The sequence below is a fragment of the Bartonella sp. SL317 genome, assembly GCF_059687655.1.
Map to the genome: position 1 here is coordinate 1,101,552 of NZ_CM185144.1, position 15,198 is coordinate 1,116,749.

Annotated in this window: 1 protein-coding gene (cut by a window edge); it reads left to right on the top strand. The window is 42.8% G+C overall.

Annotated elements, in window-relative coordinates:
• Positions 1-15,125, top strand: partial view of a Vomp family autotransporter gene (locus AC6ER9_RS04780; protein ID WP_497075223.1) — the 3' portion only. It extends 17,395 nt beyond the left edge of the window; the window shows 15,125 of its 32,520 coding nt (coding positions 17,396-32,520); its start codon lies off the left edge, out of view; it ends in the stop codon at positions 15,123-15,125.
• Positions 15,126-15,198: the final 73 nt, after the last annotated feature.

Sequence of the window (15,198 nt, forward strand, 5' to 3'; positions counted from 1 at the left end):
GCTTTAAAGACGATGGCAGTGAAGAAACACAAAGCTATGATAATGTAGCGGCTGCATTTGATGGTGTTAATGTTGCATTCACAGGCTTTGAGCAAAAAGTTAGCCATGAGATTACCGAAAAGGTTAATAATGTCATTGGAGATAAGGTTGACGATATTGTTGGAGATAAGATTGATGAGGCTGTTGCTAAAGCCAATAAAAACGGCCTTGTTCAGCAAGATGAGAAGACACATCGTATCACGATTGGTTCATCGGTTGCCGGCAGTGAAGTCAATATAGCCAATAATTCAGGTGAAAACCGTGTTCTTTCCGGCCTCAAAGATGGCTCGCTTAAAGACGGTTCCACAGAAGCAGTAACGGGTTCTCAGCTTTATGCAACGAATGAAACCGTTAAGGGAGTTCAAGGTGAACTTAAAACAGCTGCTGAGAATACTTCGAAATATTTAGGAGGTGGAGCCGATATCGTAAAAGGCGTTGCGCCAACTTATAAGGTCGATGATAAGGAATATCATGATATCTCAGGTGCTTTTGGAGGTGTTGATGAAGGCTTCAAAGACCTTAAAGACAAGGTTGCCAAGAACGAGACTGAGGTTTCTGATCGTCTGAAAGATGCGTTGTTGTGGGATAAGAGTAAAGATGCGTTTGTTGCACAGCATGGTGATGATAAGACCAACAGTAAGATCACATCTCTTGCAGCAGGAACAGTTTCGAAAGATTCAAGCGATGCGGTAACGGGTTCTCAACTTTATTCCATGAATGAACAGTTGGCTCAATACTTAGGGGGTGGTGCAGGCTATGATGGTTCAGGGCAGTTTAAAGGCCCTCAATTTAAGGTCAAAAGCTTTAAAGACGATGGCAGTGAAGAAACACAAAGCTATGATAATGTAGCGGCTGCATTTGATGGTGTTAATGTTGCATTCACGGGCTTTGAGCAAAAAGTTAGCCATGAGATTACCGAAAAGGTTAATAATGTCATTGGAGATAAGGTTGACGATATTGTTGGAGATAAGATTGATGAGGCTGTTGCTAAAGCCAATAAAAACGGCCTTGTTCAGCAAGATGAGAAGACACATCGTATCACGATTGGTTCATCGGTTGCCGGCAGTGAAGTCAATATAGCCAATAATTCAGGTGAAAACCGTGTTCTTTCCGGCCTCAAAGATGGCTCGCTTAAAGACGGTTCCACAGAAGCAGTAACGGGTTCTCAGCTTTATGCAACGAATGAAACCGTTAAGGGAGTTCAAGGTGAACTTCAAACAGCTGCTGAGAATGCTTCGAAATATTTAGGAGGTGGAGCCGATATCGTAAAAGGCGTTGCGCCAACTTATAAGGTCGATGATAAGGAATATCATGATATCTCAGGTGCTTTTGGTGGTGTTGATGAAGGCTTCAAAGACCTTAAAGACAAGGTTGCCAAGAACGAGACTGAGGTTTCTGATCGTCTGAAAGATGCGTTGTTGTGGGATAAGAGTAAAGATGCGTTTGTCGCACAGCATGGTGATGATAAGACCAACAGTAAGATCACGTCTCTTGCAGCAGGAACAGTTTCGAAAGATTCAAGCGATGCGGTGACGGGCTCTCAACTTTACGGTTTGGGTAGTCATGTTGCACATTCTTTAGGTGGGGGTGCCCATTATGAGAATGGCGTATGGACAGATCCTCGCTTTACGTTCACAACAGTGAATGCAGATGGTCATGCAGAAGACAAGACCTATAATGATGTCGCAGTTGCCTTTGCTGGTGTTGGTAAGAGTTTTGATAATGTTATTAAGAGTTTTGATGAGAAACTCAAAGATATCACTTCTCCTGGCCAAGGCGATGGGTTGTTGTGGAGTGATGATGCTGGAGCATTTGTTGCGCAGCATAAACAAGGTGGTATTGTTAAAAACAGCAGAATAACCGCGCTTGAAGCCGGTAAGGTTACAAAAGATTCAAGTGATGCAGTTACGGGTTCTCAACTTTATTCCATGAATGAACAGTTGGCTCAATACTTAGGGGGCGGTGCAGGCTATGATGGTTCAGGGAAATTTAAAGGCCCTCAATTTAAGGTCAAAAGCTTTAAAGACGATGGCAGTGAAGAAACACAAAGCTATGATAATGTAGCGGCTGCATTTGATGGTGTTAATGTTGCATTCACAGGCTTTGAGCAAAAAGTCACCCATGAGATTACTGAAAAGGTTAATAATGTCATTGGAGATAAGGTTGACGATATTGTTGGAGATAAGATTGATGAGGCTGTTGCTAAAGCCAATAAAAACGGCCTTGTTCAGCAAGATGAGAAGACACATCGTATCACGATTGGTTCATCGGTTGCCGGCAGTGAAGTCAATATAGCCAATAATTCAGGTGAAAACCGTGTTCTTTCCGGCCTCAAAGATGGCTCGCTTAAAGACGGTTCCACAGAAGCAGTAACGGGTTCTCAGCTTTATGCAACGAATGAAACCGTTAAGGGAGTTCAAGGTGAACTTAAAACAGCTGCTGAGAATACTTCGAAATATTTAGGAGGTGGAGCCGATATCGTAAAAGGCGTTGCGCCAACTTATAAAGTGGATGATAAGGAATATCATGATATCTCAGGTGCTTTTGGTGGTGTTGATGAAGGTTTCAAAGACCTTAAAGACAAGGTTGCCAAGAACGAAACTGAGGTTTCTGATCGTCTGAAAGATGCGTTGTTGTGGGATAAGAGTAAAGATGCGTTTGTTGCACAGCATGGTGATGATAAGACCAACAGTAAGATCACATCTCTTGCAGCAGGAACAGTTTCGAAAGATTCAAGTGATGCGGTAACGGGTTCTCAACTTTATTCCATGAATGAACAGTTGGCTCAATACTTAGGGGGCGGTGCAGGCTATGATGGTTCAGGGAAATTTAAAGGCCCTCAATTTAAGGTCAAAAGCTTTAAAGACGATGGCAGTGAAGAAACACAAAGCTATGATAATGTAGCGGCTGCATTTGATGGTGTTAATGTTGCATTCACAGGCTTTGAGCAAAAAGTCACCCATGAGATTACCGAAAAGGTTAATAATGTCATTGGAGATAAGGTTGACGATATTGTTGGAGATAAGATTGATGAGGCTGTTGCTAAAGCCAATAAAAACGGCCTTGTTCAGCAAGATGAGAAGACACATCGTATCACGATTGGTTCATCGGTTGCCGGCAGTGAAGTCAATATAGCCAATAATTCAGGTGAAAACCGTGTTCTTTCCGGCCTCAAAGATGGCTCGCTTAAAGACGGTTCCACAGAAGCAGTAACGGGTTCTCAGCTTTATGCAACGAATGAAACCGTTAAGGGAGTTCAAGGTGAACTTAAAACAGCTGCTGAGAATACTTCGAAATATTTAGGAGGTGGAGCCGATATCGTAAAAGGCGTTGCGCCAACTTATAAGGTCGATGATAAGGAATATCATGATATCTCAGGTGCTTTTGGAGGTGTTGATGAAGGCTTCAAAGACCTTAAAGACAAGGTTGCCAAGAACGAGACTGAGGTTTCTGATCGTCTGAAAGATGCGTTGTTGTGGGATAAGAGTAAAGATGCGTTTGTTGCACAGCATGGTGATGATAAGACCAACAGTAAGATCACATCTCTTGCAGCAGGAACAGTTTCGAAAGATTCAAGCGATGCGGTAACGGGTTCTCAACTTTATTCCATGAATGAACAGTTGGCTCAATACTTAGGGGGTGGTGCAGGCTATGATGGTTCAGGGCAGTTTAAAGGCCCTCAATTTAAGGTCAAAAGCTTTAAAGACGATGGCAGTGAAGAAACACAAAGCTATGATAATGTAGCGGCTGCATTTGATGGTGTTAATGTTGCATTCACGGGCTTTGAGCAAAAAGTTAGCCATGAGATTACCGAAAAGGTTAATAATGTCATTGGAGATAAGGTTGACGATATTGTTGGAGATAAGATTGATGAGGCTGTTGCTAAAGCCAATAAAAACGGCCTTGTTCAGCAAGATGAGAAGACACATCGTATCACGATTGGTTCATCGGTTGCCGGCAGTGAAGTCAATATAGCCAATAATTCAGGTGAAAACCGTGTTCTTTCCGGCCTCAAAGATGGCTCGCTTAAAGACGGTTCCACAGAAGCAGTAACGGGTTCTCAGCTTTATGCAACGAATGAAACCGTTAAGGGAGTTCAAGGTGAACTTCAAACAGCTGCTGAGAATGCTTCGAAATATTTAGGAGGTGGAGCCGATATCGTAAAAGGCGTTGCGCCAACTTATAAGGTCGATGATAAGGAATATCATGATATCTCAGGTGCTTTTGGTGGTGTTGATGAAGGCTTCAAAGACCTTAAAGACAAGGTTGCCAAGAACGAGACTGAGGTTTCTGATCGTCTGAAAGATGCGTTGTTGTGGGATAAGAGTAAAGATGCGTTTGTTGCACAGCATGGTGATGATAAGACCAACAGTAAGATCACGTCTCTTGCAGCAGGAACAGTTTCGAAAGATTCAAGTGATGCAGTTACGGGTTCTCAACTTTACGGTTTGGGTAGTCATGTTGCACATTCTTTAGGTGGGGGTGCCCATTATGAGAATGGCGTATGGACAGATCCTCGCTTTACGTTCACAACAGTGAATGCAGATGGTCATGCAGAAGACAAGACCTATAATGATGTCGCAGTTGCCTTTGCTGGTGTTGGTAAGAGTTTTGATAATGTTATTAAGAGTTTTGATGAGAAACTCAAAGATATCACTTCTCCTGGCCAAGGCGATGGGTTGTTGTGGAGTGATGATGCTGGAGCATTTGTTGCGCAGCATAAACAAGGTGGTATTGTTAAAAACAGCAGAATAACCGCGCTTGAAGCCGGTAAGGTTACAAAAGATTCAAGTGATGCGGTAACGGGTTCTCAACTTTATTCCATGAATGAACAGTTGGCTCAATACTTAGGGGGCGGTGCAGGCTATGATGGTTCAGGGCAGTTTAAAGGCCCTCAATTTAAGGTCAAAAGCTTTAAAGACGATGGCAGTGAAGAAACACAAAGCTATGATAATGTAGCGGCTGCATTTGATGGTGTTAATGTTGCATTCACGGGCTTTGAGCAAAAAGTTAGCCATGAGATTACCGAAAAGGTTAATAATGTCATTGGAGATAAGGTTGACGATATTGTTGGAGATAAGATTGATGAGGCTGTTGCTAAAGCCAATAAAAACGGCCTTGTTCAGCAAGATGAGAAGACACATCGTATCACGATTGGTTCATCGGTTGCCGGCAGTGAAGTCAATATAGCCAATAATTCAGGTGAAAACCGTGTTCTTTCCGGCCTCAAAGATGGCTCGCTTAAAGACGGTTCCACAGAAGCAGTAACGGGTTCTCAGCTTTATGCAACGAATGAAACCGTTAAGGGAGTTCAAGGTGAACTTCAAACAGCTGCTGAGAATGCTTCGAAATATTTAGGAGGTGGAGCCGATATCGTAAAAGGCGTTGCGCCAACTTATAAGGTCGATGATAAGGAATATCATGATATCTCAGGTGCTTTTGGTGGTGTTGATGAAGGCTTCAAAGACCTTAAAGACAAGGTTGCCAAGAACGAGACTGAGGTTTCTGATCGTCTGAAAGATGCGTTGTTGTGGGATAAGAGTAAAGATGCGTTTGTCGCACAGCATGGTGATGATAAGACCAACAGTAAGATCACGTCTCTTGCAGCAGGAACAGTTTCGAAAGATTCAAGCGATGCGGTGACGGGCTCTCAACTTTACGGTTTGGGTAGTCATGTTGCACATTCTTTAGGTGGGGGTGCCCATTATGAGAATGGCGTATGGACAGATCCTCGCTTTACGTTCACAACAGTGAATGCAGATGGTCATGCAGAAGACAAGACCTATAATGATGTCGCAGTTGCCTTTGCTGGTGTTGGTAAGAGTTTTGATAATGTTATTAAGAGTTTTGATGAGAAACTCAAAGATATCACTTCTCCTGGCCAAGGCGATGGGTTGTTGTGGAGTGATGATGCTGGAGCATTTGTTGCGCAGCATAAACAAGGTGGTATTGTTAAAAACAGCAGAATAACCGCGCTTGAAGCCGGTAAGGTTACAAAAGATTCAAGTGATGCGGTGACGGGCTCTCAACTTTATTCCATGAATGAGCAGTTGGCTCAATACTTAGGGGGCGGTGCAGGCTATGATGGTTCAGGGAAGTTTAAAGGCCCTCAATTTAAGGTCAAAAGCTTTAAAGACGATGGCAGTGAGGAAACACAAAGCTATGATAATGTAGCGGCTGCATTTGATGGTGTTAATGTTGCATTCACAGGCTTTGAGCAAAAAGTCACCCATGAGATTACCGAAAAGGTTAATAATGTCATTGGAGATAAGGTTGACGATATTGTTGGAGATAAGATTGATGAGGCTGTTGCTAAAGCCAATAAAAACGGCCTTGTTCAGCAAGATGAGAAGACACATCGTATCACGATTGGTTCATCGGTTGCCGGCAGTGAAGTCAATATAGCCAATAATTCAGGTGAAAACCGTGTTCTTTCCGGCCTCAAAGATGGCTCGCTTAAAGACGGTTCCACAGAAGCAGTAACGGGTTCTCAGCTTTATGCAACGAATGAAACCGTTAAGGGAGTTCAAGGTGAACTTAAAACAGCTGCTGAGAATACTTCGAAATATTTAGGAGGTGGAGCCGATATCGTAAAAGGCGTTGCGCCAACTTATAAGGTCGATGATAAGGAATATCATGATATCTCAGGTGCTTTTGGTGGTGTTGATGAAGGCTTCAAAGACCTTAAAGACAAGGTTGCCAAGAACGAGACTGAGGTTTCTGATCGTCTGAAAGATGCGTTGTTGTGGGATAAGAGTAAAGATGCGTTTGTCGCACAGCATGGTGATGATAAGACCAACAGTAAGATCACGTCTCTTGCAGCAGGAACAGTTTCGAAAGATTCAAGTGATGCGGTAACGGGTTCTCAACTTTATTCCATGAATGAACAGTTGGCTCAATACTTAGGGGGCGGTGCAGGCTATGATGGTTCAGGGAAATTTAAAGGCCCTCAATTTAAGGTCAAAAGCTTTAAAGACGATGGCAGTGAAGAAACACAAAGCTATGATAATGTAGCGGCTGCATTTGATGGTGTTAATGTTGCATTCACAGGCTTTGAGCAAAAAGTCACCCATGAGATTACTGAAAAGGTTAATAATGTCATTGGAGATAAGGTTGACGATATTGTTGGAGATAAGATTGATGAGGCTGTTGCTAAAGCCAATAAAAACGGCCTTGTTCAGCAAGATGAGAAGACACATCGTATCACGATTGGTTCATCGGTTGCCGGCAGTGAAGTCAATATAGCCAATAATTCAGGTGAAAACCGTGTTCTTTCCGGCCTCAAAGATGGCTCGCTTAAAGACGGTTCCACAGAAGCAGTAACGGGTTCTCAGCTTTATGCAACGAATGAAACCGTTAAGGGAGTTCAAGGTGAACTTAAAACAGCTGCTGAGAATACTTCGAAATATTTAGGAGGTGGAGCCGATATCGTAAAAGGCGTTGCGCCAACTTATAAAGTGGATGATAAGGAATATCATGATATCTCAGGTGCTTTTGGTGGTGTTGATGAAGGTTTCAAAGACCTTAAAGACAAGGTTGCCAAGAACGAAACTGAGGTTTCTGATCGTCTGAAAGATGCGTTGTTGTGGGATAAGAGTAAAGATGCGTTTGTTGCACAGCATGGTGATGATAAGACCAACAGTAAGATCACATCTCTTGCAGCAGGAACAGTTTCGAAAGATTCAAGTGATGCGGTAACGGGTTCTCAACTTTATTCCATGAATGAACAGTTGGCTCAATACTTAGGGGGCGGTGCAGGCTATGATGGTTCAGGGAAATTTAAAGGCCCTCAATTTAAGGTCAAAAGCTTTAAAGACGATGGCAGTGAAGAAACACAAAGCTATGATAATGTAGCGGCTGCATTTGATGGTGTTAATGTTGCATTCACAGGCTTTGAGCAAAAAGTCACCCATGAGATTACCGAAAAGGTTAATAATGTCATTGAAGATAAGGTTGACGATATTGTTGGAGATAAGATTGATGAGGCTGTTGCTAAAGCCAATAAAAACGGCCTTGTTCAGCAAGATGAGAAGACACATCGTATCACGATTGGTTCATCGGTTGCCGGCAGTGAAGTCAATATAGCCAATAATTCAGGTGAAAACCGTGTTCTTTCCGGCCTCAAAGATGGCTCGCTTAAAGACGGTTCCACAGAAGCAGTAACGGGTTCTCAGCTTTATGCAACGAATGAAACCGTTAAGGGAGTTCAAGGTGAACTTAAAACAGCTGCTGAGAATACTTCGAAATATTTAGGAGGTGGAGCCGATATCGTAAAAGGCGTTGCGCCAACTTATAAGGTCGATGATAAGGAATATCATGATATCTCAGGTGCTTTTGGTGGTGTTGATGAAGGCTTCAAAGACCTTAAAGACAAGGTTGCCAAGAACGAGACTGAGGTTTCTGATCGTCTGAAAGATGCGTTGTTGTGGGATAAGAGTAAAGATGCGTTTGTTGCACAGCATGGTGATGATAAGACCAACAGTAAGATCACGTCTCTTGGCAATGGTGACATCAATGCCAATTCGAGTGATGCTATAGCTGGTAATCAGCTCCATGCCTTGGGTGACAGTGTTGCGAAGTCTTTAGGTGGGGGTGCCCACTATGAGAATGGTGTATGGACAGATCCTCGCTTTACGTTCACAACAGTGAATGCAGATGGTCATGCAGAAGACAAGACCTATAATGATGTAGCAACAGCCTTTGCTAATGTTGGTAGCAGCTTCACGAATGTTGTTAAGAGCGTCGATGAGAAAGTTGAAGGTGTTAAAAAAGACTTTGATGATAAAATCGAAGAAACGACAAAACACATTGAAAACAATATCAACAATATTACAGAGAAAGTTCAAGGAGATGCGTTGTTGTGGGATAGCAGTAAAGATGCGTTTGTCGCACAACATGGTGATGGAAAGACCAACAGTAAGATCACGTCTCTTGCCAATGGTGACATCAATGCCAATTCGAGTGATGCTATAGCTGGTAATCAGCTCCATGCTTTAGGTAACAGTGTTGCGAAGTCTTTAGGCGGAGGAGCTCGTTATGAAGGTGGACAATGGAAGACGCCCGAATTCAATGTTAGAACCGTTAAGGAAGATGGTAGTGATGTTGAAGAGAAATATGAGAATGTTGCTGAAGCATTTGCAGGCGTAGGTAGTTCTTTCACGAATATTAAAAATGAGCTTAACAAAGCCATTAGCCAAGTTGTCAGCGATAGTCTTGTTCAGCAAGATGAGAAGACACATCGTATCACGATTGGTTCATCGGTTGCCGGCAGTGAAGTTAATATAGCCAATAATTCAGGTGACAACCGTGTTCTTTCCGGCCTCAAAGATGGTTCTCTTCAAGAAGGCTCAACAGAAGCAGTAACGGGTTCTCAGCTTTATACAACGAATGAAACCGTTAAGGGTGTTCAAGGTGAACTTCAAACAGCTGCTGAGAATACTTCGAAATATTTAGGAGGCGGAGCTGATGTCTTAAACGGCGTTGCGCCAACCTATAAAGTGGATGATAAGGAATATCATGATATCTCAGGCGCTTTTGGAGGTGTTGATGAAGGCTTCAAAGACCTTAAAGACAAAGTTGCCAAGAACGAAACTGAGGTTTCTGATCGTCTGAAAGATGCGTTGTTGTGGGATAAGAGCAAAGATGCGTTTGTCGCACAACATGGTGATGGAAAGACCAACAGTAAGATCACGTCTCTTGGCAATGGTGACATCAATGCCAATTCGAGTGATGCTATAGCTGGTAATCAGCTCCATGCCTTGGGTAACAGTGTTGCGAAGTCTTTAGGTGGGGGTGCCCACTATGAGAATGGTGTATGGACAGATCCTCGCTTTACGTTCACAACAGTGAATGCAGATGGTCATGCAGAAGACAAGACCTATAATGATGTAGCAACAGCCTTTGCTAATGTTGGTAGCAGCTTCACGAATGTTGTTAAGAGCGTCGATGAGAAAGTTGAAGGTGTTAAAAAAGACTTTGATGATAAAATCGAAGAAACGACAAAACACATTGAAAACAATATCAACAATATTACAGAGAAAGTTCAAGGAGATGCGTTGTTGTGGGATAGCAGTAAAGATGCGTTTGTCGCACAACATGGTGATGGAAAGACCAACAGTAAGATCACGTCTCTTGCCAATGGTGACATTAGTGCAAACTCAAGTGATGCTATAGCTGGTAATCAGCTCCATGCCTTGGGTAACAGTGTTGCGAAGTCTTTAGGCGGAGGAGCTCGTTATGAAGGTGGACAATGGAAGACGCCCGAATTCAATGTTAGAACCGTTAAGGAAGATGGTAGTGATGTTGAAGAGAAATATGAGAATGTTGCTGAAGCATTTGCAGGCGTAGGTAGTTCTTTCACGAATATTAAAAATGAGCTTAACAAAGCCATTAGCCAAGTTGTCAGCGATAGTCTTGTTCAGCAAGATGAGAAGACACATCGTATCACGATTGGTTCATCGGTTGCTGGCAATGAAGTTAATATAGCCAATAATTCAGGTGAAAACCGTGTTCTTTCCGGCCTCAAAGATGGCTTGCTTAAAGACGGTTCCACAGAAGCTGTAACGGGTTCTCAGCTTTATGTGACGAATGAAACCGTTAAGGGAGTTCAAGGTGAACTTAAAACAGCTGCTGAGAATGCTTCAAAATATTTAGGTGGTGGAGCCGATATCGTAAAAGGCGTTGCGCCAACTTATAAGGTCGATGATAAGGAATATCATGATATCTCAGGCGCTTTTGGAGGTGTTGATGAAGGCTTCAAAGACCTTAAAGACAAAGTTGCCAAGAACGAAACTGAGGTTTCTGATCGTCTAAAAGATGCGTTGTTGTGGGATAAGAGCAAAGATGCGTTTGTTGCACAGCATGGTGATGGAAAGACCAACAGTAAGATCACGTCTCTTGGCAATGGTGACATCAATGCCAATTCGAGTGATGCTATAGCTGGTAATCAGCTCCATGCCTTGGGTAACAGTGTTGCGAAGTCTTTAGGTGGGGGCGCCCATTATGAGAATGGTGTATGGACAGATCCTCGCTTTACGTTCACAACAGTGAATGCAGATGGTCATGCAGAAGACAAGACCTATAATGATGTAGCAACAGCCTTTGCTAATGTTGGTAGCAGCTTCACGAATGTTGTTAAGAGCGTCGATGAGAAAGTTGAAGGTGTTAAAAAAGACTTTGATGATAAAATCGAAGAAACGACAAAACACATTGAAAACAATATCAACAATATTACAGAGAAAGTTCAAGGAGATGCGTTGTTGTGGGATAAGAGCAAAGATGCGTTTGTCGCACAGCATGGTGATGGAAAGACCAACAGTAAGATCACGTCTCTTGGCAATGGTGACATCAATGCCAATTCGAGTGATGCTATAGCTGGTAATCAGCTCCATGCCTTGGGTGACAGTGTTGCGAAGTCTTTAGGCGGAGGAGCTCGTTATGAAGGTGGACAATGGAAGACGCCCGAATTCAATGTTAGAACCGTTAAGGAAGATGGTAGTGATGTTGAAGAGAAATATGAGAATGTTGCTGAAGCATTTGCAGGCGTAGGTAGTTCTTTCACGAATATTAAAAATGAGCTTAACAAAGCCATTAGCCAAGTTGTCAGCGATAGTCTTGTTCAGCAAGATGAGACGACGCATCGTATCACGATTGGTTCATCGGTTGCCGGCAGTGAAGTCAATATAGCCAATAAGTCAGGTGAAAACCGTGTTCTTTCCGGCCTCAAAGATGGTTCTCTTCAAGAAGGCTCAACAGAAGCAGTGACGGGTTCTCAGCTTTATGCGACGAATGAAACCGTTAAGGGAGTTCAAGGTGAACTTAAAACAGCTGCTGAGAATACTTCGAAATATTTAGGAGGCGGGTCTGATGTCTTAAACGGCGTTGCGCCAACCTATAAAGTGGATGATAAGGAATATCATGATATCTCAGGCGCTTTTGGAGGTGTTGATGAAGGTTTCAAAGACCTTAAAGACAAAGTTGCCAAGAACGAAACTGAGGTTTCTGATCGTCTAAAAGATGCGTTGTTGTGGGATAAGAGCAAAGATGCGTTTGTCGCACAGCATGGTGATGGAAAGACCAACAGTAAGATCACGTCTCTTGGCAATGGTGACATCAATGCCAATTCGAGTGATGCTATAGCTGGTAATCAGCTCCATGCCTTGGGTAACAGTGTTGCGAAGTCTTTAGGTGGGGGTGCCCACTATGAGAATGGTGTATGGACAGATCCTCGCTTTACGTTCACAACAGTGAATGCAGATGGTCATTCAGAAGACAAGACCTATAATGATGTAGCAACAGCCTTTGCTAATGTTGGTAGCAGCTTCACGAATGTTGTTAAGAGCGTCGATGAGAAAGTTGAAGGTGTTAAAAAAGACTTTGATGATAAAATCGAAGAAACGACAAAACACATTGAAAACAATATCAACAATATTACAGAGAAAGTTCAAGGAGATGCGTTGTTGTGGGATAGCAGTAAAGATGCGTTTGTCGCACAACATGGTGATGGAAAGACCAACAGTAAGATCACGTCTCTTGCCAATGGTGACATTAGTGCAAACTCAAGTGATGCTATAGCTGGTAATCAGCTCCATGCTTTAGGTAACAGTGTTGCGAAGTCTTTAGGCGGAGGAGCTCGTTATGAAGGTGGACAATGGAAGACGCCCGAATTCAATGTTAGAACCGTTAAGGAAGATGGTAGTGATGTTGAAGAGAAATATGAGAATGTTGCTGAAGCATTTGCAGGCGTAGGTAGTTCTTTCACGAATATTAAAAATGAGCTTAACAAAGCCATTAGCCAAGTTGTCAGCGATAGTCTTGTTCAGCAAGATGAGACGACGCATCGTATCACGATTGGTTCATCGGTTGCTGGCAGTGAAGTCAATATAGCCAATAAGTCAGGTGAAAACCGTGTTCTTTCCGGCCTCAAAGATGGTTCTCTTCAAGAAGGCTCCACAGAAGCAGTGACGGGTTCTCAGCTTTATGTGACGAATGAAACCGTTAAGGGAGTTCAAGGTGAACTTAAAACAGCTGCTGAGAATACTTCGAAATATTTAGGTGGTGGGTCTGATGTCTTAAACGGCGTTGCGCCAACCTATAAAGTGGATGATAAGGAATATCATGATATCTCAGGTGCTTTTGGTGGTGTTGATGAAGGTTTCAAAGACCTTAAAGACAAGGTTGCCAAGAACGAAACTGAGGTTTCTGATCGTCTGAAAGATGCGTTGTTGTGGGATAACAGCAAAGATGCGTTTGTCGCACAGCATGGTGATGGAAAGACCAACAGTAAGATCACGTCTCTTGGCAATGGTGACATCAATGCCAATTCGAGTGATGCTATAGCTGGTAATCAGCTCCATGCTTTAGGTAATAGTGTTGCGAAGTCTTTAGGCGGAGGAGCTCGTTATGAAGGTGGACAATGGAAGACGCCCGAATTCAATGTTAGAACCGTTAAGGAAGATGGTAGTGATGTTGAAGAGAAATATGAGAATGTTGCTGAAGCATTTGCAGGCGTAGGTAGTTCTTTCACGAATATTAAAAATGAGCTTAACAAAGCTATTAGCCAAGTTGTCAGTGATAGTCTTATCAAGCAGGATTCAGACAGTAAGGTTATCCGCATTGGTTCAGAGAAAGAGGGTACAGAAATCAGCATTGCCAACAGTGAGGGTGCATCGCGTAGTCTTTCTGGCGTAAAAGCGGCAACAGTTTCAGAAGGCTCGACAGAGGCAGTGAACGGTGGTCAGCTTTATTCTTTAAATCAGACGTTAGCGACGTATTTAGGAGGTGGTGCTCGTTATGAAGAAGGTCAATGGACTGCACCTACTTTCACATTAACCAGCTTCAATTCTGATGGGAGTTCAGAAGAGAAGAGCTATAATAATGTTGCAGCAGCCTTTGCCGGTATAAATAGTTCCTTCACGCAGCTTCATAATACTATTTCCGACAATATTGAGCAGAATGCGTTGTTGTGGAGTGATGAAGATCAAGCTTTTGTAGCGCTTCATGGGAAAGGAGAGCACAGAAGTAAGAGCAAATTGAAGTCACTTTTAGATGGTGACATTTCAGAAGGTTCTAGTGAAGCGATCACGGGAAATCAGCTTTATTCTTTAAATCAGACGTTAGCGCTGTATTTAGGAGGTGGAGCGAGCTATGAAGGAGGGCATTGGAAAGCGCCTGAATTCAAGGTTGCACAATTCAATAGCGATGGTGGTTCGTCAGATAAGAAGGTTTATAATGATGTCGCTGGTGCCTTTGAAGGTGTTAGTGAAGGTATGACGAGTATCAACGATCGTATTACGGAGGTTGCGAACAATCTTGATACGAATGGCTTGAATTGGAATGAAGACAAGGGCTCGTATGATGCTGGTCATAAAGGAGAATCGAGTAAGATAACGAATGTTTCCGATGGTGCGGTAGAAGAAGGCTCGAAAGATGTTGTAAATGGCGGTCAGCTTTGGGAAACGAATAATAGGGTTAGCAAGGTTGAAGACCGTGTAGATACGATAGATCAACATGTAAAGGATATTGAAACGGCCGTGACCGATGGCGCAGTTAACTATGACAAAGGAGCGGATGGTAAGAAGAGTAATAGCATTACGTTGGTTGGCGGTGATGAAAGTTCTCCAGTATTAATAGACAATGTGGGTGATGGTAAGATCGAGAAAGGCTCACATGAAGCGATTAATGGTGGTCAGTTGCATGATTATACGGAAGAGCAGATGAAGATTGTTCTTGATGATGCGAAGAAATATACGGATGAACAAGTAAGTAGTCTTGTCGACAATGGCGTTAACGAGGCGAAATCTTATACGGATATGAGGTTTGATACGTTGAGTTATGCGATTGAGGATGTTCGCAAAGAGGCAAGACAAGCGGCAGCTGTAGGTTTGGCAGTGTCCAACTTAAGTTATGATGACACGCCTGGAAAAATCAGCTTATCATTTGGTAGTGGTTTATGGCGGAGCCAATCAGCATTTGCTTTTGGAGCTGGTTATATGTCTGAAAATGGAAAGATACGCTCGAATGTATCTGTTACCAGTGCCGGAGGTCATTTTGGGATAGGTGCAGGATTTAGGATAACATTGAATTGACAATAAAAACTCAAATCTCAAAGGTTTATCTTAGATAAGACACACAAACAGATTCTAACCATCAACTCCATTA